The 25,176-nt window shown below is 72.4% G+C and carries 19 protein-coding genes; 6 read left to right on the top strand and 13 right to left on the bottom strand.

Translation table 11 applies throughout. The annotated features are described in order from the left end of the window. Positions 1–74: 74 nt before the first annotated feature. Positions 75–1,337 (bottom strand): nucleotide sugar dehydrogenase, encoded by a 1,263-nt coding sequence (locus PVK37_RS16360; protein WP_275034883.1) that lies wholly within the window; start codon positions 1,335–1,337, stop codon positions 75–77. Positions 1,338–1,451: 114 nt separating this feature from the next. Between PVK37_RS16360 and PVK37_RS16355 the strand changes: the two genes are divergently transcribed. Next, complete coding sequence (locus PVK37_RS16355; protein ID WP_275034882.1) at positions 1,452–1,886, top strand: hypothetical protein; 435 nt, start codon at positions 1,452–1,454, stop codon at positions 1,884–1,886. Here the strand turns inward: PVK37_RS16355 and PVK37_RS16350 are convergent. From PVK37_RS16350 to PVK37_RS16340, 3 genes are all read right to left on the bottom strand, one after another. Continuing rightward, positions 1,849–3,123 carry a glycosyltransferase family 4 protein gene (locus tag PVK37_RS16350; RefSeq protein WP_275034881.1) on the bottom strand — a complete coding sequence of 425 codons (1,275 nt, stop codon included), beginning with the start codon at positions 3,121–3,123 and terminating at the stop codon, positions 1,849–1,851. The two genes, PVK37_RS16355 and PVK37_RS16350, sit on opposite strands and share 38 nt — an antisense overlap. A 76-nt stretch (positions 3,124–3,199) precedes the next feature. Further along, positions 3,200–4,168 (bottom strand): NAD-dependent epimerase/dehydratase family protein, encoded by a 969-nt coding sequence (locus PVK37_RS16345; protein ID WP_275034880.1) that lies wholly within the window; start codon positions 4,166–4,168, stop codon positions 3,200–3,202. Further along, complete coding sequence (locus PVK37_RS16340) at positions 4,165–4,908, bottom strand: sugar transferase (protein WP_275034879.1); 744 nt, start codon at positions 4,906–4,908, stop codon at positions 4,165–4,167. Before PVK37_RS16340 ends, PVK37_RS16345 begins: the two co-directional genes overlap by 4 nt. A 288-nt stretch (positions 4,909–5,196) precedes the next feature. Between PVK37_RS16340 and PVK37_RS16335 the strand changes: the two genes are divergently transcribed. The 3 genes from PVK37_RS16335 to PVK37_RS16325 all read left to right on the top strand — a co-directional run bounded on the left by PVK37_RS16335 (position 5,197) and on the right by PVK37_RS16325 (position 8,775). Continuing rightward, positions 5,197–6,240, top strand: a complete 1,044-nt coding sequence (locus tag PVK37_RS16335) for a polysaccharide biosynthesis protein (RefSeq protein WP_275034878.1) — start codon at positions 5,197–5,199, stop codon at positions 6,238–6,240. Continuing rightward, complete coding sequence (locus PVK37_RS16330) at positions 6,237–7,220, top strand: dTDP-4-dehydrorhamnose reductase family protein (protein ID WP_275034877.1); 984 nt, start codon at positions 6,237–6,239, stop codon at positions 7,218–7,220. The genes PVK37_RS16335 and PVK37_RS16330 overlap by 4 nt, the downstream gene beginning before the upstream one ends. 88 nt (positions 7,221–7,308) lie before the next feature. Beyond that, complete coding sequence (locus PVK37_RS16325; protein ID WP_275034876.1) at positions 7,309–8,775, top strand: O-antigen ligase family protein; 1,467 nt, start codon at positions 7,309–7,311, stop codon at positions 8,773–8,775. Positions 8,776–8,901: 126 nt separating this feature from the next. On the opposite strand, the gene PVK37_RS16320 is transcribed toward PVK37_RS16325, so the two are convergent. The 5 genes from PVK37_RS16320 to PVK37_RS16300 form a co-directional block, all read right to left on the bottom strand. Next, on the bottom strand, positions 8,902–10,197 hold the full coding sequence (locus PVK37_RS16320; RefSeq protein WP_275034875.1) for a glycosyltransferase: 1,296 nt from the start codon (positions 10,195–10,197) through the stop codon (positions 8,902–8,904). Continuing rightward, positions 10,194–11,447 carry a glycosyltransferase family 4 protein gene (locus PVK37_RS16315; protein WP_275034874.1) on the bottom strand — a complete coding sequence of 418 codons (1,254 nt, stop codon included), beginning with the start codon at positions 11,445–11,447 and terminating at the stop codon, positions 10,194–10,196. The genes PVK37_RS16320 and PVK37_RS16315 overlap by 4 nt, the downstream gene beginning before the upstream one ends. A gap of 20 nt (positions 11,448–11,467) precedes the next feature. After that, positions 11,468–12,478 (bottom strand): glycosyltransferase, encoded by a 1,011-nt coding sequence (locus tag PVK37_RS16310; protein ID WP_275034873.1) that lies wholly within the window; start codon positions 12,476–12,478, stop codon positions 11,468–11,470. Positions 12,479–12,569: 91 nt separating this feature from the next. Next, positions 12,570–13,853: a lipopolysaccharide biosynthesis protein gene (locus PVK37_RS16305; protein WP_275034872.1), complete on the bottom strand. Its 1,284-nt coding sequence runs from the start codon at positions 13,851–13,853 to the stop codon at positions 12,570–12,572. A 125-nt stretch (positions 13,854–13,978) separates the two neighbouring features. Next, a complete protein-coding gene (locus PVK37_RS16300; RefSeq protein WP_275034871.1) occupies positions 13,979–14,935 on the bottom strand; it encodes an NAD-dependent epimerase/dehydratase family protein in 957 nt (318 codons plus the stop codon). A 206-nt stretch (positions 14,936–15,141) separates the two neighbouring features. Between PVK37_RS16300 and PVK37_RS16295 the strand changes: the two genes are divergently transcribed. Then, the gene (locus PVK37_RS16295) at positions 15,142–16,650 is read left to right on the top strand and encodes a hypothetical protein (RefSeq protein ID WP_275034870.1); all 1,509 of its coding nucleotides are present in this window, start codon (positions 15,142–15,144) and stop codon (positions 16,648–16,650) included. Between the two features lie 128 nt (positions 16,651–16,778). On the opposite strand, the gene PVK37_RS16290 is transcribed toward PVK37_RS16295, so the two are convergent. Next, entirely contained in the window at positions 16,779–17,318 is a 540-nt protein-coding gene (locus tag PVK37_RS16290; protein WP_275034869.1) for an acyltransferase, read from the bottom strand. Between the two features lie 87 nt (positions 17,319–17,405). Next, the gene (locus PVK37_RS16285) at positions 17,406–18,704 is read right to left on the bottom strand and encodes a glycosyltransferase (protein ID WP_275034867.1); all 1,299 of its coding nucleotides are present in this window, start codon (positions 18,702–18,704) and stop codon (positions 17,406–17,408) included. A gap of 298 nt (positions 18,705–19,002) precedes the next feature. Here PVK37_RS16285 and PVK37_RS16280 point away from each other — a divergent pair, with 298 nt between their 5' ends. Continuing rightward, positions 19,003–22,107 carry a M14 family metallopeptidase gene (locus PVK37_RS16280; protein WP_275034866.1) on the top strand — a complete coding sequence of 1,035 codons (3,105 nt, stop codon included), beginning with the start codon at positions 19,003–19,005 and terminating at the stop codon, positions 22,105–22,107. A gap of 181 nt (positions 22,108–22,288) precedes the next feature. Here PVK37_RS16280 and wecB read toward each other — a convergent pair whose 3' ends face one another. Then, positions 22,289–23,413, bottom strand: coding sequence for a non-hydrolyzing UDP-N-acetylglucosamine 2-epimerase (gene wecB / locus PVK37_RS16275; RefSeq protein ID WP_275034865.1), 1,125 nt, complete (start codon positions 23,411–23,413; stop codon positions 22,289–22,291). A gap of 81 nt (positions 23,414–23,494) precedes the next feature. Beyond that, positions 23,495–25,138 carry a phosphoglucomutase (alpha-D-glucose-1,6-bisphosphate-dependent) gene (gene pgm, locus PVK37_RS16270; protein ID WP_275034864.1) on the bottom strand — a complete coding sequence of 548 codons (1,644 nt, stop codon included), beginning with the start codon at positions 25,136–25,138 and terminating at the stop codon, positions 23,495–23,497. Positions 25,139–25,176: the final 38 nt, after the last annotated feature.

Genomic DNA, 25,176 nt, shown 5'->3' with positions numbered 1-25,176 from the left:
CCGGCGGCGGACCGGCCGGCACGCGGCTGACCGGCCGGTTCCCACCGACCGGTCGGCCCTGCGGGCGTCGCCGGTCAGAGGCGCTCCACCACCGGGCCGGAGCACCGGTTACGGGCGTCGAAGACGTAGCGCGCGTGCCGGACCACCAGGTCGTAGTCGAAGACGTCGTGGTCGGTGACCACCACCACCGCGTCCGCCGCACGTACCTCCTGCTCGGTCAGCGGCACGATCAGTACGCCGGCCGGGAGGTGGTGCGGCTCGGCGTACGGTTCCACGGCCCGGACGTCCGCGCCGAGGTCACACAGCCGTTGCGCCACGTCCACCGCCGGCGAGTCGCGCAGGTCACCGGTGTTCTTCTTGTACGCCAGGCCGAGCAGCAGCAGCCGCGCGCCGTTGACGGCGTGGCCGGTCCGGTTGAGGCCGGCCATGATCCGTCGCGTCACGTGCTCGGGCATCTCGTGGTTGATGTCGTTGGCCAGCTCGATGAACCGGAACTGCCGGCCGAGGCGGCGCTTGACCTGCCAGGAGAGGTAGCAGGGATCGATCGGCAGGCAGTGCCCGCCGACCCCGGGTCCGGGCTGGAACGGCATGAACCCGAACGGCTTCGTCCCGGCGGCCTCGATGGCCTGCCACACGTCGATGTCGAGGTCGTGGGAGAGCACCGCCAGCTCGTTGATCAGGGCGATGTTCACCTGCCGGAAGGTGTTCTCGATCAGCTTGGTGAGTTCGGCGACCCGGGTGGAACCCACCGGGACGGTACGGGCCACGATCCGCCGGTAGAACTGGTCGGTACGGGCCAGGGCGGCGGGGCCGATCCCGGAGATCACCTTGGGGGTGTTCTCCAGTTGCCAGGACGGATTGCCCGGGTCGATGCGTTCCGGGCTGTACCCCAGGTGGAAGTCGTCCGGGCTGCGCAGCCCGCTGGCGGATTCGAGCAGCGGGCGGAGGAGTTCCTCGGTGGTGCCCGGGTACGTGGTCGACTCCAGCACCACCAGGCAGCCGGGGCGCAGGTACGGGCCGATGCCGGCACCGGCCTGCTCGACGAAGCTGAGGTCGGGGGTGCCGTCGTGCAGGGGGGTCGGGACGGTGATCGCACAGACGTCGAAGCCCTCGGCGTCGGCGTACTCGGTGGTGGGGTGGTACCGGCCGCTGGCCAGCGCCCGGCCGAGCCGGTCCGCCGGGACGTCCTCCACGAACGAGTCGCCGGTGGTGAGCCGCTTGATCCGGTACGAGTCGGTGTCCAGGCCGGTCACCTCCATGCCCGCCTCGACGGCCCGCATGGCCAGCGGCAGACCGACGTATCCCTGGCCGATGACGACCAGCTTCTCAGTACTCACCCGGGCTCCTGAAGGAGAAGGAACATACTCTCCCGGCGAGGATAATGTACGTTTCGTCAGCATTAGTCCGCTTTGTCGATATCGGCGGCCGGGCCGCTGGCGTACCGTGACCGGGTGGACGTGGACGACGGCCCGGACTGGCGGGAGCAGCGGCAGGCGGCGGTGCGGGCGCACGCCGCGGCCGACGAGCGGCGACGGGTCGCCGAGCAGGCGGAGGCCGCCGAACTGGTCGCCTGGTTCCTCGGCGAGGCGACCCGGCGCGGGCTGCGCCCCGCCCCGCTGCTGGCCGGCTCCTACTCCGGCGGCGGGCGGTACCGCACCGGCCTGACCGGCTGGTACGTCGACCGGGCCCGGACCCGGGCGGTGGACGTCGAGGGCCGGTTCTACCTCCTGACCGTCCCCGGTGGCCTGCGGTCCCGGCTGTTCGGGGCGACGCCCCGCCCGCACCCCGCGCCGCTGGTGGTCGGGGCCGGCGGCCGGGACGGCGAGTCGGTTCCGCTGCGGACGCTGCTCACCCGGCGGCTCGACGCCGGCGACGACTGGCCCTGACCGGACGACCGGCCGCCACCATGCCGGCCAGCGCCCGCTCGACCCGCTCGGCCCCGGTCGCGACGCTGAAGAACCGGTCGTAGTGGGTCCGGCCGGCCCGACCGAGCAGGTCGAGCTTCTCCCGGCCCAGGTCGCACAGTTCGCGCAGGCCCTCGGCGATCGAGTCGGGGTCGCCGGGCCGGGCGGTGATCCCGGCGCCGCTGTCGCGCGCCACCGCGGCGGCGTCGCCCTCCGCGGCGACCAGCAGGGCCCGTCCGGCGGCGAGGATGGCCTGTACCTTGCTCGGCATCGTGTACGCCGACATGCCACCCGGACGCAGGCTCACGTAGTGGGCGTCCCCGGTGGCCATCAACGCGGGCATCCGGTCCCGGGGCACCTGCCCCAGGAAGCGGACGTTGGTCACGCCGGCCGTCGCCACCCGGTCCCGCAGCCGGCCCTCGGTCGTCCCGGAACCGGCGACCAGACACACCAGCCGGGGATCACGGAACCGGGCACAGGCGTCGATCAGCGAGTCGAGCCCCTGTGCCTCGCCGAGCGCACCGGCGTACACCAGGACCACCTGGTCCGCGCGGATGCCGAGTTCCCCGCGCAGGTCGGCGGCGCGGGCCGGCAACCTCTCGTCCGCCCACACCGGAACGTGCACGAGCTTCTCCCGGGGTACGCCCCGCCGGGCGAGCAGCTCGCCGGCGCCCGGCGAGACGTAGGCGACCCGGGCGGCGGCGCGGTACATCCCGCCGCACCAGGCGGCCATGCCCCGTTCGGCCAGCCGGGAGACCGGGCCACCGCCGAGGAACCCGGTCGCCACCGCGCTGTCCGGCCAGACGTCGAGCACGTGCAGCAGGACCGGCACCCGGTGGACGTACCGGGTGAACCACATCGGCAGGGCCACGGTGATCGGCGAGTTGTAGACCCAGATCGCGTCCAGGTCCCGTAGCGCGCCGGTGCCGGAGACCAGCGCGGAGAGGGCGAACGAGCCGTAGTTCACCAGCCGGCGCGCGGCGGAGCGGTCGTGACTGGGGTAGAGGGCCACCCGCCGGATCCGTGTTCCGCCGTCGACCTCGTCGAGGCGGCGCGCCATCCGGTAGCCGGGCGGCAGGCTGCCGGTGGGATAGTTGGGGAAGCCGGTGAGCACCTGCACCTGGTGACCCCGGTGGACCAGGGCCCGGGCCAGCATCCCCGGTAGCGCGGCCGGCCCCGGCTCCGGGTCGAACCACTGGGTGAGCAGTCCGATGCGCACACCCCTCACCTCACCTCGTCGACAGCGGGCACGCGGAACGGCCGGTCGTCGGACCAGCAGCACAGCAAGGGGTGGATTACCGGATGCTAGCGGCCGGGACCCTGATCGCCGCGCAACCGGGCGGTACCGGTTCCGCCGGGTCGGCCGGCTGCGGTGCGGGCGGGTCGGACGCTCGCCACAGGGTGGTCAACGACTCCGTGAGCTCGTGCCGGGGGGTCCATCCGAGCACCTCCCGGCTCCGCTCGATGCCGGCGCACAGCCAGGGCACCGCCGAGGACCGGGCGGCGTCCGGGGCGAACTCCCCGTCCCGGATCCGTCCGGTGAAGCCGGCGACCTCGGCCAGGGACCGGACGATGTCCCGCGTCGCCACCGCCCGCCCGCTGCCCACGTTGAAGACCCGCTCGGTGAGCCGGTCGCAGCGCAGCACGGCCAGCACCGCCGCCGCCACGTCCCGCACGTCGACGTAGTCCCGGAACGTGTCGTGCAGGCCCACCGCGACGTCCCCACCGTCGGTCTCCGCCGCCCTGATCAGGGCGGCCACCCGGCGCAGCAGATTGCCCGGCGGCATTCCCGGCCCGACCGGGTTGAACACCCGTAGCACCGTCGTGTCGACCCGGCCCGCCGCGCCGGCCAGCTCCGCCAGCCGGGTCGCCGCCAGGTGACTGAGCCCGTACTCCCCCACCGGCACGGCCGGGAGTTCCTCGCCGATGACGACGCCGTGCGGCACGATGCCGTACTCGGCGGCCGAGCCGAGCCGGACGAGGCGGGCGTCCGGTACGGCGACCGCCATCGCCTCGATCAGTTTCGCGGTGGTCGCCACGTGGGCCCGGACGAAGTCGTAGCCGGAGCCGACGATGCGACCGGCCGCGACCACCACCGCGTCGGGTCGCTCCCGGGCGAGCAGCGAGGTCAGCTCCGGCAGGTCGATCCCGACCAGGTCGCACTCCCGACGGGTGGGTGACCGGACGGTCAGGTGTCGGGCCAGCGCGGCCTGGATGTGCCGTCCCAGGAAGCCGCTGGCCCCCAGCAGCAGGACCCGGTTCATCGGCGGTTCACGGTGGCCGCGCCGCCGACCCCCGGCTGGGCGGGCGGGTTGCCGGTGAACTCGTGCCAGGTGGCCGCGCCCGGGGCGGAGATGCCCTTGCGGAGCAGCACCACCCACACGGTGGCGAGCAGGATCCTCAGGTCGAACAGGAACGACCGGCGGTCGACGTACTCGACGTCGTACGCGAACTTGGCGGCCCAGTCCAGCGCGTTGCGCCCACGGACCTGGGAGAGGCCGGTGATTCCCGGCCTGACCTCGTGCCGACGTGCCTGCTCGGGGCTGTAGAGGGCGAGGTAGCGCACCAGGTGGGGGCGGGGGCCGACGATGCTCATCTCGCCGCGCAACACGTTCCAGAACTGGGGCAGTTCGTCGAGGCTGCTGGCCCGCAGCCAGCGCCCCACCGGGGTGAGCCGTTCGGCGTCGGTCACCAGCCCCCGTTCCGGGTCGGCGTGCCGCATGGTCCGGAACTTGACCACCTCGAACAGTTCGCCGTGCAGCCCCGGACGGGTGTGCCGGAACAGCACCGGCCGCCCGAACGCCACCAGGACCACCAGGGCCACCAGGGCCAGCAGCGGCGCCCCGAGGACCAGGACGAGCAGCGCGCCGGCCACGTCGAGGACCCGCTTCCAGGGGTCGTACCGCCGCCGGGTGCCGGCGTCCGGGGCGGTGGCCCGCCGGTCGGTCGGCACACCGGACGCGCCCGCCCGCAGCCGATCGGCATGAGCAGCACGAAGAGTCATGATGTACTCATATCAGGCCAAGCGTCCCGATACCCCTCCTTCACCACGAAAACGCCCGACTAGCCACAGCTCCGTCCGCCACCGTGGCGCAGGTGGCCGGCGCGAGACTGACGCGCCCGGACGGACCCTCGACCGTCCCGCCGGCCGGAAGATCGAGTTCTACTCAGACAATGGGCTATCTGGTCCGCTTCGACACAAATAAGCACATCGCCGCTTATAGAACTGTATGGTCCGATCCGACAGCTGGTCGGCCCTGACGGTGGACCGACGGGATAAACGGGAGGACATGTGGTTTCCTCGCTATCGGGCAGACGCTTCCTGATCACCGGCGGCACCGGATCCTTCGGACAGACGATGGTTACCCGGCTGCTGGACGCGGGTGCCGCGGAGATCCGGGTACTCAGCCGCGACGAGTCCAAACAGGACCTGATGCGGCACCGCCTCGGCGACGACCGGGTCCGCTACTACGTCGGCGACGTCCGGGACTACGACAGCGTGGGCAAGGCCGTCCGGGGCATGGAGTTCGTCTTCCACGCCGCCGCGCTCAAGCAGGTGCCCTCCTGCGAGTTCTTCCCCCTCGAGGCCGTCCGGACCAACGTGCTGGGCAGCGCGAACGTCGTGGACGCCTGCGAGCGCCACGGGGTCGAGGCGCTGGTGCTGCTGAGCACCGACAAGGCGGTCTACCCGGTCAACGCGATGGGCATGACCAAGGCCCTGATGGAGAAGGTGGCGCAGGCGCACTTCCGCAACAACCCCACCGCCCGGACCCGGGTCTGCTGCGTGCGCTACGGCAACGTCATGTACTCGCGGGGTTCGGTGATCCCGCTGTTCGTCGAGCAGATCCGCCGGGGGGTGCCACTGACCGTCACGGAGCCGGGCATGACCCGCTTCATGATGTCACTGACGGAGTCGGTGGAACTGGTCGAGCACGCCTTCCGGCACAGCCAGCCGGGCGACGTCTTCATCCGCAAGGCCGACGCCTGCACCATCGGCGACCTGGCCACGGCACTGTGCAACCTGTTCGGGGTACCCGCCAAGTTCAACGTGCTCGGCATCCGGCACGGGGAGAAGCTGTACGAGACCCTCGCCAGTCGTGAGGACCTGTCCCGGGCCGAGGACTTCGGCGACTTCCTCCGGGTGCCGGTGGACAGCCGCGACCTGAACTACTCCCTCTACTTCGACGAGGGCAACGTCGAGCGGGGCAACCTCGCCGACTTCAACTCGCACAACGCCCGACGTCTCTCCGTACCGGAGATCGAGCAGTTGCTGCTGTCCCTGCCGGAGGTACGGGCGCAGCTCGACACCTTCGCCGCGACCGGCGTACCGGCGTGAGCACCGCGACCGGCGGCCGACCGGACCCGACGGCCGGCGGGGACCACCCGCCGGGACCGGAGGCCACCAAGCCGTCGAGCGTCCTCGTCGTCGGCGCCACCGGCATGCTGGGGCACGCCCTCCTCCGCGAGCTGAGCGAGGACCAACGGCTCGACGTGCACGCCACCGCGCGCAGCCTCGCGGGTCGGGACGGGCTCTATCCGGCCGCCCTGCGCGCCCGGATCACCCCGGCGGTGGACGCCACCCGGTTCGGGCCGGTACGGCAGCTCCTCGACGACCTCCGGCCGGACGTCGTGGTCAACTGCGTCGGCGTCATCAAGCAGCGGCCGGACGTGCGGGACGCCGTACCGACGGTCACCCTCAACGCGCTCTTCCCCCACCTGCTGGCCGAGACCTGCGCCCGGCTGGGCAGCCGGCTGGTCCACGTGAGCACCGACTGCGTGTTCTCCGGCCGGCGCGGCGGCTACCTCGAGGACGACCTCCCCGACCCCTGCGACCTGTACGGACGCTCCAAACTGCTCGGGGAGGTACCGGCCCCGGCGCTGACCCTGCGTACGTCGATCATCGGGCACGAGCTGACCACGAACCGGTCCCTGCTGGACTGGTTCCTCAGCCAGCGGGGCCAGGTGCGCGGCTGGACCAGGGCCGTCTACAGCGGCGTGACGACCCTCGAGTTCGCCCGGCTGCTCCGTACGGTGGTGCTGCCCCGGCCGGACCTGACCGGGCTGTACCACGTGGCCTCGACCCCGATCACCAAGTACGACCTCCTGCGACTGGTCGCCGACGTGTACGGGTGGCGGGGCGAGCTGGTGCCGGACGACGGTTTCACCTGCGACCGGTCCATGCGCGCGGACGCGCTGGCCGAGATCACCGGCTACCGTCCGCCGGCCTGGCCGGACATGATCCGGGCGATGCACGCGGCCCGTGCCCGGTGGACCATCCCGGAGCCCCGCGCGGACCGGCAGGGCCTGCGGGTCTGAGCGACCCCGGGTCACGGGGCCGTGCCCCGGCAATCAGGACAGCAGCACCGCCGGCCAGGGCCGGTCGACCCGAGCAGAGGTACGTCACGTGACAAGTCATCCGGGCCGTCTGGCCCTTCTCATCGGCGCGGTCGTCCTGGTGACGGTCACCGCCGGCGCCGCCGTGCACGATCCGTTGATCACGGCCGGTCTGGTTCTGCTGCTCGCCCTGGTCTACTTCGCGGCCCGGATGGACGGCTGGCAGCGGCTGCTGGCGCTGACCGTGGTCCTGCTGGTCTGCGCCGCGTCCCACCTGGCACCGCTGGCCGACACCGCCTTCTACCCCCGGTACGTCGCGGTCGGCTGCCTGGTCGCCTGGACGGCCTGTCTGCCGGGCCGGCCGGGGACCCGGCTCGACCGGTGGACCGGCGCGTTCGTCGTCGCCCTCTGGGCCACCGCCGTCGTGGCCACGGTGAGCGGAGTCTGGTCGATCACCCCGGCGCACACCTTCCAGCAGGGCGTCGCGCTGGTGCTGCTGGCCGGGCTGGTGCACGCGCTGGTCCGGCGCCGCTGGACCGACCAGGCGATCGTGATCGGTGACCTGTACGTGGTCTACCTGGTCCTCAGCCTCTCCGTCGTGGTCAGCATCGGCTACGGGCTCGTCGACGGTACGGTCGCCGCCGCGGTCTCCTCCGGTGAGCGGTTCCGGGGCGTGTACAACAACCCCAACCTGCTGAGCGCCATCTGCGCGCTGACGATCCCGCTGGGCTGGGCGGTCCACCGGCAGTCCCGGCGGCGTGTCCAGCTGCTCGGCGCGCTGGCGGCGGCCTTCGCCCTCGTCCTCTCCGAGTCCCGTACCGGGCTCATCGCGGTGCTCGTCGGAGGGCTCTGGATCGCCCTGCGGCACGGTATGGGCCCGCTGCGGCGCCTGGTGGCGGTGGGGGCCACGGTGTTCCTGCTGGCCCAGGCGTTCAACCTGCTCCCGGCCATCGTCGGGTCGTCCTGGGTCCAGCAGTTCGTGGGTCGGTTCACCGCGCCGGAGACCGGCGAGCTGTCCAACGGCCGGACCCAGTTGTGGCAGGCCGCCGTCGAGCTGTGGTGGCAGAGCCGGCCGGCGCTGGGTTTCGGGTACGGTTCCGGGCTGTACCTGTTCGACCAGGCCCGCGACAACGACTTCTTCGCCGTCGGGGTCAGCCTGGTGCACAACAGCTACCTGCAGATGCTGCTGGAGCTGGGCCTGGCCGGTGCCGTACCGCTGCTGGTGCTGGTGCTGGCTGCGCTGCGGGTGGTGCTGCGGGCACCGATGTCCCGGGTCAACCCGGGTCTGGTCTGGCTCGTCCTCACCGGCCTGCTGATCCAGATCACCGAGTCGGCCATCTTCGGCACCGGCCAGCCCTACCCGTACGTGTTCTGGCCCACCGTGGCCGCGGTGCTGCTCGGTCTGCCGGATCCCCACCGCGCCGACCGGGTTCCCGCCGGGGTTCCGCAGGCGGCGCGCGCCGGTGGCGGAGCCGTGCCGTCCCACCCGGAGCAGCGGCAACCGGCCCGGGAGGCGGGCACCGCCGCCCCGAGGTGACCACCGGTCGACCGGCGGCGGGCCCGCCGGCGACGAGCAGGACATCGTGCGGGAGGCGCTGCGGCGGCCTCCCCGCACACGACGGCACCGCGTCCGTGGACGCGGTGCCGTCGTGTGCGGGGACCGTCAGCCCTGACTGCGCGGCTGGCCCGGTCGGTCCGCGGCTGACGGGCTGACGTCGGCGGCGGCCACGAAGGCGCTCACCCGGTCCCGCCAGGCCCGGTGGTCGAAGGACCGGCGGGCCCGCGACCGCGCGGCCCGGCTCATCGCCGTCCAGTCCTCGTCCCGCAGCGCCAGGGCCCGTTCGATCCCCCGCCGGACGTCCTGCGGGCCGTTGCCGTCGAGCACGAGACCCTCCACCCCGTCCTGGACGTGGGCGGCCAGGTCGCTGGTGTGGTTGAGCAGCACCGGGCAGCCGGCGGCCAGGCTCTCCGGCACCTTGGACGGGAAGCCGTGGGCGGCGTACCCACCGGTGGGCCGGACCAGCATCGAGAAGTGCGACTCCGACAGCAGGGTCAGCACGACCCCGCGCGGCACCCGCCCGAGGAAGGTCACCCGGGCCGACACCGTGGCCAGCACCGACACGTCCAGGTCGGACCGGGTGGTGGCCTCCTCGCGGGTGATCCCGGCGATGGTGAGAGTGACCCGCCGCTGGTCCGCCGGCGCGAGCTCGCTGATCCCGCGCAGGATCACGTCGAGCATGTCCTTGCGACCGGGGGTGCCGGCGTACAGCAGCCGCAGCCCGTCACCGAGCGAGGGCGGACGGGGCGCGGCGAACTCGTCGCAGTCCACCTGGGGTGGCACCACCAGCACGTCCAGGCCGTGCCCCGCCAGGTAGCCGGCCAACGTGGTGGACACCGCCGTGGCCCGGTCGACGAGCCGGGTCGCCAGGAACGTCGACCAGCGGTGCCGCACGAAGTACGGGGTCAGCCACCCGTGCCGGAACTGGCGGCGGTCGTGCCGCTCACTGGCGTCCACCACCACCGGGCACCGCAGCGCGAACCGCAGCACCGCCCAGTTGCCGAGGGTCATCATGGCCATCGGCAGCAGCACCACGGACACGTCGCCCCGTCCGACGCCCCGGCGGCGGGCCGCCCGCAGCACGCGTACCGGACGGGCCAGCCGGGCCGACATCCGGGTGAACCGGTTGCCGCCCCTGGTCCGCAGGGTGATCAGGTCGATTCCCGGCACCTCGTCGCGCCGGGGCGGGAGGGATCCGTCGCACGGCCAGTCGTTGACGACCAGGGTGCGGGAACCCTCGGGGGCGGCACACCGGGCCAGTTGCAGCAGCCGGTTGGAGGTGGCGTCACCGTACGGGAACTGGTAGGCCCCGACGAGGAGCGGGCGCGGCCGGTCCGCCCGCCGCCACACCGCGGCGTGGGTCCAGGGTTCCGTGTCGAGCACCATGGTCTGATCGTTCATCTGTCCCACCGTTCCGAGCCGGCCCGTGGCCGGCTCCTGTCTCCGACTACCCGGTTCCGGGGCGGCCCCTCCGGCCGCCGGTAGATCGCCACATGGGTGGCGGTCGCCTCCTCGATCGAGAAGACGCTGCGTGCGAAGCGGTCCGCCGCCGCCGCGGGATCGGTCGTCGCGGTGTGCCCGGCGGCGGTGAGCACGGCCGCCGCCCAGGCCGCCGGTGGGGCGTCGGTGGCGACCACGGTGACGCCCGGCAGGTGTTCGCTGATGAACCGGACCCCCGGCAGGTCGGCGGCCACCGTGCCGACCCCCAGCGCGACCGGTTCCAGCACGCCACCGGGCAGTCCCTCCAGGCAGGACGGGTGGACCACCACGTCGGCCTGCCGGAGCAGCGCGCCGACGTCGTCACGCGGGCCGAGCAGGTGGACCCGGTCGGCGAGCCCGGCGGCGGCAGCGGCGCCGCGCACCCGGGCGTCGTCCGCGTCGTCCCTCGGCCCGACCAGCACCGCGTGCGCGGACACGCCCCGGTCGCGCAGTGCCGCCAGGATCGGTGGCAGCAGCCAACGCCGTTTCTCCGGGCTGGCCCGGCCCACGGTCAGACAGAGCAGGTCGCCGGGTGCGGCGCCGGTCACCGCCCGCAGGTCGTCGCCGGTGGGCGTGCGGAGCCGGTCGAGGTCGAGCCCGTTGAGGACCACCCGGCAGCGGGGGTCGTCACGCCAGGCCGGGTCGTATCCGCAGGTGAGCGCGCTGGGTGAGACCCCGAGGATGTCCGTGGCGGACATCCGGAGCAGGCGTCCCCAGATCCAGCGGCAGACGCGTTGGCGCCGGTTGCGGTGCTGGTTGTCGTCTCCCCGGAAGTGGGCGACCCGGACGGGCACGCCGGCGAGCCCGGCGAGGCAGAGGATCACGCCGGAGAAGTTCGCGCAGTCGACGTGCACGACGTCCGGCCGGAGCAGGCGGAGCAGGCGGCGGAACCGGGCGGGGAACCGGACGTCCAGGGGCAGTGGGCTGACCGAGCCACCGTGCCGGACGATCGCCCCGGCCAGTGGTCCGGGCCCGACCCGGTCCGCGAGGGTCACCAGGTGCACCTCGGTACCGGCGGCGACGAGCCGGGGCAGCAGTTCCGCCGTACGCGCCTCGGTACCGCCGAAGTTCAGCTCGCCGACCACCCGCAGGACCCGGCACCGGTGGCCGGTGCGTGGCCCGGTCAGGGGGCCGCCCCGGCCCGCCTCGGCGTCGATCACGTAGCCCGGCATCCGACTCTCCTCCGCTGGTCTCATCGGGGTGGCAACGTCCCGGCCGCGACCCGGGCCGCCCGGCCCGTCCGCCGGTCGTCGCGGGTCAGGCCCAGCAGCCGGGTGAAGTACCCGCCGCGCTCGAACGCGTGCGGCTCCGGGGCCACCGGCCGGTCGAGGCCGTCGAGGGCCGCGGCCAGGCTGTCGACATCGGACAGCCGGTACGGCACCAGCGCCGGGCCGGCGATCTCGCGCGCCTGCGGGGTGTCCGGCGCGAGGACGGGCACCCCGTACACCCGCGCCTCGGCGAGTGGATAGCCGAAGGACTCCAGCACGCACGGGAAGAAGACGGCGGTCGACCGACGCCAGTACGCGACGAGCCGGTGGTGGGGTAGCGGCCCGATCAGGTCCAGTCGGGGGTGGTACACCAGGTCGCCGGGGAGGTCACGCGGGTGCGCGGTGACCCGGACCAGGGCCCGGTGCCGGCGTCGGTCGAGGGCGGCCAGCAGTACCCGGAGTTCGCTCGCCACGTTCTTGAACGGCGACCACACGATCGGTACCAGGATCGACACGTCGGTGGTGGGGATGCGCGGACCGACCTGGCTGACCGGGTTGGGTAGCACCAGCAGCCGGTCGCGGACCGCCGGCAGCCGGTCGACGACCCGTTGGGCCATCTCCGAACAGGGGACGACGACCACGTCGGCCTGGTACAGCGACCCACGGACGACGGGGATCTGGGCCCGGAACGACGGGGGCAGCCGGCTGAGCACCCACCGCTCCCGGTCGTGCAGGAAGTGCAGGGCGTTGTGCACCAGCACCCGCCGTTCGGTACCGGGACGCAGGAACGAGACGTTGCTCAACGAGACCGCGACCGGCAGGTTGGCGGCGGCCTCCCTCCGGACCAGCCACGACGGGGTGAGCCGGCGGTGCCGCCCGATCACCCGGACCGGCGGCCGGTGCTCGGCGAGGAAGGCGTCGAGTTCGATCTTGAGGCGGCCTGCGCCGCCGCCCCAGCCGCCGGCAGTGTCGATCAGTATCGATTCATTTCTCATCGCAGGTTTCCCACCTCTGTCGCAGCGAAACGGTCGGCCAGGTGGCGGCCCCCTGGTCGGCGCGGTGACGGTTCAGGACGTCAGGACGACGTCAGGGTCCAGCTGGTCGGCGCAACGCGCGCCGGTATCCCACGAGCACGGCCGGCCACATGGTGAGCAGGTAGCTGACGCAGGCGGCCAACGGCAGGCCGACCAGCCCGAGGTGGCGCAGCCCCCAGACCTTGAGTGCGGTCGCCAGCAGCAGGAACCCCGCCCAGCCGAAGAACTGCGGCCGGAGCAGGCCGACGCTGTTCTGCACCACGATCAGCGGGGAGGAGACCGCCACCAGGAACGACCAGAGCGCGAGCGCGGCGAGGACCCCGACCGGCACCACCGACACGTCCACCCCGCCGACCCACAGCTCCAGCAACCGGTGGCCGTAGCCGACCAGCGCGAGCCCGGTCGTCCCCACGATCACCCCGTACAGCAGCACCATGCGCCGGGTGTTGCGGCGCACCCAGGCCACCTCGCCCCGGGCCAGGGCGGACCCGCTGACCGGCCAGATGGTCATGCCGACCAGCCCGACGAACACCGACAGGACGCCGAAGAGCTTGCCGACCACGGCGTAGTGCGCGGCCACCGTGAGGCCGAGGACGTGCGCGACCAGCGGACTGTCCAGGTTGAGCGCGATCGACGACATCGTGGTGAGGGTGAAGAACCGCAGGCCCAACCGGAGCAGACCCATCGCGGTGCCGCGGTGCACCAGCGTCGGGCCGGGCCGGGTGGCCGGTGCCTGACGCCAGAAGTAGACCAGGGTGTTGACCAGGTTGGTCAGCGGGACGGTCAGCACCGCGCAGGCGATGACGGCCAGCGGGCTCCACCCGGCGGTGATGGCGCCGAGCACCGCCAGCATGGACGCCAGCGCCCCGGTCGACTGCCAGCCGTTGCTCTGGGTGATCTGGGTGCGGGCGTACTGGATCCGCTGGATCAGCGAGAGCGGGATGTTCACCGCGAACGCCCCGAAGCAGAGCAGGACCAGCGTCGACGCCTCCGCGGCGACGGTCGGGTCGGTGACCCCGAACAACCGGGGCCAGGGCACCAGCGGGTCGAGCAGGACCAGCCCCGCCAGCAGCGCCGCCGCCACCGTCCCGAGCGTGGCGTACGCGGTGGAGATCTCCCGGGCCTGCTGTCGGGGGTCGTCGCCGAGGTGCCCCAACCGGGTGAGCAGGCCGTTGCCCAGTCCCAGGTCGGCGAACCAGGCCATGCCGGTCAGCGCGGTGACCGCCATCCACAGGCCGTAGCGCTGGTCGCCGAGGTACCGGAAGCAGACCGGGGTGATGACCAGCGGAGCGGCCAGGCCGAGCCCCTTCGCCACCATGGCGGTGGCGATGCCCACCGCTACCGTGCGGTCCCGTCCCGGCGGCGGTTTCCGCCGAGCGGGCGACGGTGCGGCCGGCGGGTGGGCGGGGACGATCGTGGCGGTCGGGTCCGGCCGCCGTCCGGTCCGGCTCGCGGCCCGGGTCACCGGGGCGTGACACGGTCGACACCCAGCCGGCCGGCCATCCACTCGACGGTCGCCCGGAGGCCGTCGCGGCGGGTGACCGGTACGACGTCCGGGAAGAGTTCCCGCAGGGTGGTGGCGTCGGACAGGGAGTGCGGGACGTCACCGGTGCGCGGCGGCGCGTACCCGCGCTCGACGGGCCGGCCGAGCAGGTCACCGAGTTCGTCGAGGACCTGGCGCAGGCTGGCCCGGGAGCCGAAGGCCAGGTTGACCGGATGCGGGTGGGACACCCGACGGCGGAGCGCGTCGAGGATGACCCGGCACACCGTGCCCACGTAGGTGAAGTCGCGGGACTGGGTGCCGTCGCCGTGCACCACGACCGGCTCCCCCCGCAGGGCCGCGTGGACGAACCGGGGAATGACGGCGGCGTAGGCGTGGTCGTGCCGCTGACCCGGGCCGAACACGTTGAAGAACCGGAAGGCCAGGGTCGGCAGGCCGAACGACGCCTGGTGGGCCAGGGCGTAGGCCTCGGTCGCGAGCTTGCTGGCCGCGTAGGGGCTCAGCGGGCGGGTCCAGGTCAGCTCCGCCTTGGGTAGTTCCGGGTTCAGGCCGTACACCGACGAGGAGGAGGCGACCAGCACGTGGGCCACGTCGTGCCGGCGGGCCGCTTCGAGGACCATCAGCGTGCCGGTCGCGTTGGCGTGGTGGGACGCGACCGGGTCCCGCAGCGAGCGGGGCACGCTGGGCAGCGCCGCCAGGTGCACGACCGCCTCCCGGCCGGCCATCGCCGCGTCCAGGGCGGCCGGGTCCAGGATGGACCCCTCGACGAGGTCGACGTCCAACCCGTCGAGGTTGCCCCGCAGCCCCACCGACAGGTCGTCGAGGACGGTCACCTCTTTCACGGCGGGTTCGACCAACGCGGCACGGGCCAGGTTCGAGCCGATGAAGCCGGCCCCGCCGGTGATCAGAATGCGCATCGACAACCCCTCGGTGTGGACCGAATCACCGGTACGTCACGGGTGGAACCAGGCCACGGTAACAGGACAATAACGATCAAAAGCCCCAAAGAGGCAAGGATCGATCACCGCGCCGGCGATCCGGGCCCGCCCGACGGCCACGGAAGTCGCCTTGCCGACAGCGGACCGGGGCGGCCGGTCACACAATCATGTCGGAGGTATCCGACATGGCCGATATCATCGTTTACCGGAACAACGCCCTGATCTCCGTCCGATCCCGGTTCGACGCCACCCGCGACCTGCTGATGCCGGTCAACCTGGCCTACCCGGAGAGCATGGTCGGCCTCTGGCACCCCAATCTTCAGCAGGTCATGCTGGTGCCCTCCACCGCCACCGACGCCCAGGTCTGGCCGACCGTCGCCGCCGGCCTGGGCACGAACGTGCACAACACCTCGGACGACAACTGCCCCATCAACACCGGCTGGTCGTACGTCGGCGGCAACCACGGCTACAGCGTCGGCACCCAGATCACCCTGGCCAACCACGGCAAGACGACCGTCGACGTGGGCTCGCGGTGGTCCGACGGGACCCGGGTCTACACCCTGCTGGCCATCCCGAACGCCAACACCCTGCTGTTCGGCAACCCCTACACGATCGTGGGAGGCATCGCGCAGGGCACGACCGGCGCGCCGAAGGCGCCCCTCACCCACGTGGCCGGGGCGACCCACCGGACCACCGTACCGATCACGAACGTGACGGCGAACGTCCAGATTCGTCCGACCAGCCACTCACACACCGTGACCGTCGAACTCGACGGCCGGTCGGTGCCGAACGGCAGGACGACCGGACGGGAACTGTTCGTGTCGGAGTCGTACGTCATCGTCTCGTACCAGGGGATGATCGACACGGCCCGGGCGCGGATCGGCACCCCGGTCGCCACGATCCTGCCGCAGGTCCCCGCGCTGTGCCGGGTCTCCAACCTGTACCGCTGGTCGGAGGCCACCCTGCTGGTCGCCCAACAGGTGACCGCCCTGCAACGGTTCACCCTGAACATGGGGGTCACCCAGTGCTTCCCGCTGACCGCGCCCAGCGGCGGCGTCCGTCGGCAGTTCATGCCGAACGTCGGGCTCGCCGGTGGCCTGAACTGGTCGAGCTGGGCGTACATCGACAACCTGACCCGACTGACCGACTTCACCCCGGCGACCCTGCGGGACCGGACATACCCGGCGACCAGCATGACCCAGTGGTCGGTAGCCAGCAACGGCACCCCGCTGTGGGGCATCGCCGTCGGGGTGCTGCCGATCGGCGACGGGCGTCCCGACATCCGGGTCAGGTACACGACGGTGAAGGGCTGGTTCATCAGCTCCAGCCTCAAGAAGAACTACCCGCAACTGGTGTGGGGGCGCACCCTGGAGGCCGGGCAGTCGGTGGCCGGCACCGCCTACCGCCGCTACCTGGCCCCACCCGCGACCGCCACCGAGATCATCGTGTCCGACGGCACCCACGACTTCGTGATGATCGAGCGGGTCGGTACCGTCGCCAATGCCCGGATGCTGGCACCGGGACTGCTGAACCGGCTGCTGGTCCAGGCCGGACCGACGAACCTCCAGGTCCCGGCACGGGTCACCGCCGAGGGGATCCCCTACAGCGTGCCGGTGTCCCCCGGTTACGGCATGTGGCGCGCGGAGCCCGACCGGGTGCCGGCCGGGGACCTGCCGGCCGCAGGTACCGGGTGAGCGGCCCGGCCTGTCCCCCGCGGCCCGGCCCCGGGCCACCGCCACCGGACCGGTGGCCCGCCGGACCGTCGCGAACGTCCGGCCGCTCTGGTCGCGTAACGCCGCGCGCGGGCGCGACCACGTCGCCCTCAGGAGGTCGCCACCCCGTAGATCCGCTTGATCGCCTCGTGCTTGGCCTGGACCGGCAGGTGGCCGATGCCCAGCGACTTGGCCTGCAACCGCTCGAGGTACTCGTCGGTGGTCCGTAGCGGACGCGCCGGCACCCCGGCGGCCACGGTGTTGTCCGGGATGTCGCGGGTGACGATCGAACCGGCACCGATGACGCACCGGTTGCCGATGGTGACCCCCGCCAGGATCATCGACCGCATGCCGATGTAGACGTCGTCGCCGATGACGATCGGAGCCGTCCAGTCCAGTTCCGGGTGGTCCTTGCGCAGGATCAGGGTGCCCCCGTCGTGGGTCACGAACTGCACCCCGGAGGTGACGTACACATTGTCCCCGATGGTGATCAACCAGGGCTCCGAACCGAACATCGCGCGGTTCACCCCGTAGAACCTGACCCGACCGGTCAGGTTCACTCCCAGGGAACGGACGAAGGCCTCCGGGTCACGCAGGGCGGTCAACTGGTCCCGGACCCTCCGGATCAGGTAACGAGCGCTTCCGGGCACCTTCTGACCTCACTCACCGGGCGGACGGGAACGGTTCGGGCCGACGGTGACCCGGACATCTCAGACAACGATCGACCGGGGGTCGGGTCACGACCCCGGTGCCCGCCGGGTGGCGGCGACCTCGGCGAGCAGCGCCAGGTACCGCTCCAGCTGGTCCTCCCGGTACAGGCCGTCCAGGCTGGACGCGGGCAGGTCCGGGAGCCGGCCGAGCCGGTCCTTCTCGGCGAGCCAGGTCCGCAACTGATCCGCGATCGCGGGCGGGTCGGCCAGCACGACACCGGCCCGTCGGGTCCGGATGAGGTCCGCCACGACGCCCTGGGGATGGCCGATCATCAGGATCGGACGCCGGGCCCTCAGGTAGTCGAAGAACTTCCCGGGTACCGTTCCGGCGTCCTGCGGGTCGTTCCACATGACCAGGACCAGCACGTCGGCCGTGGCCTGGAGGTGCCAGGACTTCTCGGCGGACACCTCGCCGAGGTTGGTCACCGATCCGGCCACCCCGGCCCGCTCGACGGCCGCCCGGGCGACCCCGTTGTCCTCACCGGCGAAGACCACCCGGACCCGCTCCGCCTCCTGCGGCCCGAGCAACGCCACCGCGTCCAGCAGGGGCGAAGGGTCACGCTTTCCGGGGTTCAGTCGTCCGGTGTGGGCCAGGGTGAGGGTCGCGGCGGCCGACTCCACCAGGCCGACGTCGGTCGACGCCGGCAGGCCCGCCGGACGCCGGTCGATGCCGTTCATCACGACCCTGGTGTCGATGCCGAACGTGGCGCGCATGACCTCGGCCAGCGGTTCGGAGATGGTCACGCAGACCGCCGCCGAACGGAGCAGCCGGCGCTCCAACCGGTGGTCGACGAGGCGACGCAGCCGGGTCCGGCCGTAGGGCCAGTAGTCGTTGCCGACGGTCCAGAGGTCCCGGTAGTCGGCGACCCACGGCACCTCCAGCCGCCGGGCCAACCGGGCGGCCACCAGATAGACCGAGGCCGGCGGGCCCGTCACCATGATCACGTCAGGTCGCCACCCCTGCCGGGTCCGGAGGAACCGCCGGACGGCCGGCACCACCCAGTTGACGTAGGCGTCCGGGATCAGGATCTCCCGTCCGGCCGTCCCGAGTACCGTCAGCACCTGCCGCCGGCCCAGCCGGGACCGTGCCTCGGCCCTACGCACCGAGGAGTAGACCTGTGCGGTGTGCGGCACCGGCTCGACCCGGACGACCCGGTGCTCCGGGAATCCGGTGCCGGGGCTCTCCGGCTGCTGCGTGGTCGCGGTCAGCACCCGTACGTCCCATTGCCGGTCGACGGCGAAGGTGGCCAGCTCGCCGGGTCGACGGGCCCCGACGGACTCCGACGGCGGGAAGAAGTAGGTGATGATGAGCAGTCGGGGCCGCATGTCGATCGACTCGTTCCTCGTCGGAAGACGGCCTCGCCACGGCAGGCCGCTGGACGGTAACACCGGCGGGCGTTCGATACCGGACATCCCGACCAACGACCAGGGGCCACCCCGGGATACGCCTCCGGGCCGGACGCTCGACGGACCGGCCCGACCCGCCCAGACGTACCACCCTGCCAGTACGTCGACCGATTCGGCAGGCCCCGGGCCCGAACCGCCACGACAACCATCCAGGCATTGACATGCGTCTGCTCTGCCGACAGGCTCGCGGCACGGATCCTCAAGTGAAGGGGGCGCGATGAGGCACAGACGCCTGGCGTTCGCCAGCGTGTTCATCCTGGTCGGCACGTTGGCCCTGACCACACCGGCGGGTGCGCGGCCACCGTCCGACGCCGCCGGTCGGGACACCCTGGAGGTGTACGTCGGCACGGTCGACGCGGCCCAACGGGAGAAGCTGCGCGCGGCCGGCGTCGACCTCGGCCACGACCACCAGACGACCGACACGTCGGGTGCCGGCACGGTCGAGACGGTGCTCAGCACCCGCCAGGCGGAACGGCTGGCCAGCCAGGGGGTGCGCCTGCGGGTCAAGAAGGTCAAGGACAAGGCCGCCTCGCAGGTCCTGCGCGAACAGGCCGCCGCCGGCTGGTCGGCGTTCCGGTCGTACTCCGCGCCGGGCGGCATCCGGGACGAGCTGACCGCCACGGTGGCCCGCTTCCCGAAGCTGACCAAACTGGAGACCATCGGCCGCACCCACCAGGGCAAGCCGATCCTCGCCGTCAAGGTCACCAAGAACGCCCGGAACGTACCGGACGGGAAGCGACCCGCGGTGCTCTACGCCAGCAGCCAGCACGCCCGCGAATGGATCACCCCGGAGATGACCCGGCGGCTGATGCACCACATGCTGGACAACTACGGGCGGGACCGGGAGATCACCCGGCTGGTGGACACCACCGAACTGTGGTTCCTGCCGGTCGCCAACCCCGACGGGTACGACCACACCTTCACCCCCGGCAACCGGCTGTGGCGCAAGAACCTGCGGGACAACGACGGCGACGGGAAGGTCACCTCCGCCGACGGCGTCGACCTGAACCGCAACTTCGCCTACAAGTGGGGCTACGACAACGAGGGCTCCTCGCCGGACCCGGCCAGCGACACCTACCGGGGGCCGGCCCCGAACTCCGAACCGGAGACCAGGGCCCTGGACAACCTCTTCCGCCGGGTCGGCTTCGAGTTCTTCGTCAACTACCACTCGGCGGCGCAGCTGCTGCTCTACGGGGTCGGCTGGCAGGTCGCCACACCCACCCCGGACGACGTGATCTACCAGGCGATGGCCGGCGACGACGACCACCCGGCGGTGCCCGGCTACGACCCGGACCTCTCCGCCGAGCTGTACACCACCAACGGCGACACCGACAGCCACGCCACCGTCAGGTACGGCACGCTCGGCTTCACCCCGGAGATGTCCACCTGCCAGTCGGCGTCCGAGTCCGACCCGGACGACCAGTGGCGACCGGAGGACTGCGTCAGCGGCTTCGTCTTCCCGGACGACGAGAAGCTGATCGCCGCCGAGGTGGCGAAGAACCTGCCGTTCGCGCTGGCGGTGGCGAAGTCCACCCACGACCCGGACGACCCGGTGTCGGTGGTCGGCCGGAGCACCCCGGACTTCGTGGTGGACACCTTCGACACCTCGTACGGCCGGAACCAGCAGGTCGCGGCGATCACCCGGCGGGCGCTGACCAACGTCCGGATGCACTACGCGGTCGACGGCGGCCGGCCGAAGACCGTCAGCGTGCGGGAGTGGCGCGGCGGCGAACGGTACGGCGACACCCACGACGACTACTACGCCGAACTGCGCGGCACGGTCACCGGCGCGAAACCCGGCGACCGGGTCGAGGTCTGGTTCACCGGCACCAAGCGCGGCCGGGGCGTGGTCGCCAGTGAGCGGTTCACCTACCGGGTGCACACCGACATCGGCGGCGAGGTGCTGGTGCTGGCCGCCGAGGACGTCACCGGACTCAGCCCCACCCAGCAGGGCACCCGCGCCAAGTACGCCGACGGGGTGGTCGCCGCGCTGACCGCCGCCCGGCGCAGCAGCGACGTGTACGACGTCGACGTGATGGGCCGGAAGGCCCCGCACCCGCTGGGCGTGCTGTCGCACTACCGGGCGGTGGTCTGGGAGACCGGCGACGACGTCATCCCCCGCACGGTCGGCCAGGTGCCGGGCACCGCGGCGCGGGCGGCGGCGGAGACCGAGCTGGCCGTCCGGGACTACCTCAACGAGGGCGGCAAGGTGCTGGTCAGCGGCAAGTACGCGCTGTACGCGCAGGCCGCCGACGGGGCGTACGCGTACCAGCCGACGCCCCCGGCCGAATGCACCGACCCGGACGACGCGTCCTGCCTGCCACTGTCGAACGACTTCCAGCAGTACTGGCTGGGCGCGTTCAACTACGTCAGCGACGGCGGCAGCGCGGACGGGCAGCCGTACCCGGTGCGGGGCGCCGAGGGCGCGTTCGCCGGCTTCTCCGGCACCCTCAACGCGCCCGGCTCGGCGGGCAACCAGGACCACACCGCGTCCTTCCTCAGCACGTCGAGCTTCCTGCCGCCGGACCAGTTCCCGCAGTTCGCCACCTCGGCGGCGGTGGACTGGGTACGGCCGGGCGGCGCGCCGTTCGACCCGCGCACCGGCGAGTGGTACCTGTTCAGCGGGCGGGCCGACGAGTCGTACAAGCGGCTCACCCGGACCGTCGACCTGACTGCCGCCACCAGCGGTGAGCTGCGCTTCTTCGCCTCGTACGACATCGAGTCGAGCTGGGACTTCATGATCGTCGAGGCGCACGAGGTGGGCAGCGACGCCTGGACGACCCTGCCGGACCGCAACGGCAACACCGGCACCGACACCGGGGACAGCTGCGAGAGCGGGGTGGCCGGACTGCACCCGTTCCTGGCGCACTACCAGAGCGCGGACTGCGCCCCGACCGGCACCACCGGGCAGTGGCACGCGGCCACCGGCTCCTCCAACGGCTGGAAGGAGTTCTCCGTCGACCTGTCGGCGTACGCCGGCAAGCGGGTCGAGGTGGCCATCTCGTACGTCTCCGACTGGAGCACCCAGGGGCTCGGTGTCTTCCTCGACGACGCCCGGGTGGTCGTCGACGGCGCGACCGTCACCGAGACCGGCTTCGAGTCGGACGACCTGGGTGGCTGGACGGTGGCCGGTCCGCCGCCCGGCTCGCTGCCCGGCACCACCGACTGGTCGCGCAGCCAGCGCGCCTTCGAGGAGGGCGCGGCCACGGTCACCGAGGACAGCGTGTACCTCGGCTTCGGCCTGGAAGGGCTGGCCCCGGCGGCCCGCGACGACCTGGTCGCCCGGTCGCTGACCCACCTGCTGGGCCGGCCGCGCTCCTGATCCGCCCGCTCTGATCGACCCCGTTCCGATCGGCCCCGTTCCGATCGGCCCCGTTCCGATCGGCCCCGTTCCGATCGGCCCCGTTCCGATCGGCCCCGTTCCGCCGGTCCCGGTGCGGTCCGGCCCGCCGGACACCACCGGTTCGGCGGAACGGGGTCGATCGTCGTTCCCGGCGGCGACGTCAGCGCCGGATACCGGCCCACTCGTGGTGTCGGCGGACCGTGGAGAGGATGAAGTCGACCACCCGCCGGGAGGTGTCCGGCACCCGGTAGTCGTCCGGACAGGGCACCCCGTCGGCCGCCACCTGGTCCACCGTCACCCCGACCGCCTCGATCACCCCGGCCGGGTCGAGGCCGGTCTGGATGATGCCCCCCGCGTCGAGCGCCTCGGGGCGTTCGATCGACTCGCGCAGCGTCACCGCCGGGAACCCGAGGATGGCCGCCTCCTCGCTGATCGTCCCGCTGTCCGACAGCGTGCACCGGGCGGCGAGCTGGAGGCGTACGTAGTCGAACAGGCCGAACGGCTCGTGGAAGGTGATGCCGTCCAGGCTGGTCGGGTCGGTGACGAGGGCCTCCAGCCGCTTGCGGGTACGCGGGTGGGTGGAGACCAGCAGCGGCAACCCCCAGGTGTCCCGGACCGCCCGCAGGCAGTCCAGCAGCCGGCCCAGCCGGGCCGGGGCGTCCACGTTCTCCTCGCGGTGCGCGCTGACCAGGAAGTACTCCCCCGGGAACAGGCCGAGCTGGTCCAGGATCCGGGACCGCTCGATGTCCACCCGATGGTGTTCCAGCACCTCGCGCATCGGCGAGCCGGTGTGCAGGATGCGACGCGGGTGCAGCCCTTCGGCCAGCAGGTTGCGTCGGGCGTGCTCGCTGTAGACGAGGTTGAAGTCGGCGACGTGGTCGACCAGCCGGCGGTTGGTCTCCTCCGGCACGTTCAGGTCGAAACAGCGGTTGCCCGCCTCCATGTGGTACACCGGCACCCGCATCCGGCGGGCCATCAGCACGGCGATGGCGCTGTTGGTGTCCCCGAGCACGAGCAGCGCGTCGGGACGCAGGTCGCCGATGGCCTGCTCCACCCCCACCAGCACCCCACCGAGGGTCCGGCCCAGCGACGACGTGTCGACGTCGAGGAAACGGTCCGGGCGGCGCACCCGCAACTCGGTGAAGAACACCTCGGACAGCGTCGGGTCCCAGTTCTGCCCGGTGTGCACCAGCACGTGCTCCACCGTACGGTCCAGCCGGTCGATCACCCGGGACAACCGGATGATCTCGGGACGGGTACCGACCACGGTCATCACCCTGGTCATGGCCGTGCTCCCCTCGTCAGCCCACCGTGGGTCAACGAGGGAGGCACCACCCGGTGACGGGGCCGCCGGCCGGCCCCGCGCTCATCGTCCGGCGAGCACCGCCGATACCAGGTCCTTCGCCTCCTCCTGGATCCGGGTCAGGTGCTCCGGGCCCTGGAACGACTCGGCGTAGATCTTGTAGACGTCCTCGGTGCCGGACGGCCGGGCGGCGAACCACCCGGACGCGGTGGTCACCTTCAGGCCGCCCAGCGCCGCGCCGTTGCCCGGCGCGGCGGTCAGCGTCGCGGTGATCGGCTCACCGGCCAGCTCGGTCGCGGTGACCTGCTCCGGGGAGAGCTTGCCCAGCACCGCCTTCTCCTCCCGGCTGGCCGGGGCGTCGATCCGGGCGTACGCGGGCGCGCCGAACCGCTCGGTCAGGTCGGTGTAGTGCTGACTCGGGGTCCGGCCGGTGCTGGCGATGATCTCGGCCGCCAGCAGGCAGAGCAGGATGCCGTCCTTGTCGGTGGTCCAGGTGCTCCCGTCCCGCCGCAGGAAGGACGCGCCGGCGCTCTCCTCGCCGCCGAAACCGACCGTGCCGTCGAGCAGCCCCGGCACGAACCACTTGAACCCGACCGGTACCTCCAGCAGCGTCCGCCCCAGGTCGGCGGCCACCCGGTCGATCATGGACGAGGAGACCAGGGTCTTGCCGACCGCCGCGTCCGGCCGCCACGCGGTACGGGTCCGGAACAGGTGGGCGATCGCCACCGCCAGGTAGTGGTTCGGGTTCATCAACCCGCCGTCCGGGGTGACGATGCCGTGCCGGTCGGCGTCCGCGTCGTTGCCGGTGGAGACCTGGAAGTCGGCGCGGGCCGCGATCAGCGAGGCCATCGCGTTCGGCGACGAACAGTCCATCCGGATCTTGCCGTCGGTGTCCAGGGTCATGAACCGCCAGGTCGGGTCGACGGCCGGGTTCACCACGGTCAGGTCCAGCTTGTGCCGCTCGGCGATCTCCCCCCAGTACGCCACGCTGGCCCCGCCGAGCGGGTCCGCGCCGATCCGCACCCCGGCGTCCCGGATCGCCGCCACGTCGATCGCCGCCGGCAGGTCGTCGACGTAGCCGGCCAGGAAGTCGTACGTCCCGGTGGTGTCGGCGGCCCGCGCCCGCGCGTACGGGACCCGCTTCACCTCGCCGAGCCCGGCGGCCAGGATCGCGTTCGCCCGGTCCTGGATCCACCGGGTGGCGTCGGTGTCGGCCGGACCGCCGTTGGTGGGGTTGTACTTGAACCCGCCGTCGTCCGGCGGGTTGTGCGACGGGGTGATCACGATGCCGTCGGCCAGACCGGCGTCGCGCCCCCGGTTGTACGTCAGCACCGCGTGCGACAACGCGGGCGTGGGCGTGTAGCCGTCCCGGCTGTCCACCAGCACCGTCACGTCGTTGGCGGCCAGCACCTCCAGCGCGCTCACCGCCGCCGGGGCGGACAGCGCGTGGGTGTCCCGGGCCAGGAACAGCGGCCCGTCCACGCCCTGCGCCCGCCGGTAGTCGCAGAGCGCCTGGGTGACGGCCAGGATGTGGTGCTCGTTGAAGGCGTTACGCAGGCTCGACCCCCGGTGCCCGGACGTGCCGAACGACACCTGCTGCGCGGGGTCGGCCGGATCCGGGTGCTCGGCGTAGTAGGCGGTGACCAGCCGGGGCACGTCGACCAGGTCGGCGGGCTCGGCCGGCTTGCCGGCGCGGGCGTGAACCACTTCGGGAACCTCCTGAGAAGACGGGACGGACGGACGGG

The organism is Micromonospora cathayae (assembly GCF_028993575.1).
GTDB lineage: Bacteria > Actinomycetota > Actinomycetes > Mycobacteriales > Micromonosporaceae > Micromonospora > Micromonospora cathayae.
This window is presented reverse-complemented; position numbering and strand designations above follow the sequence as displayed.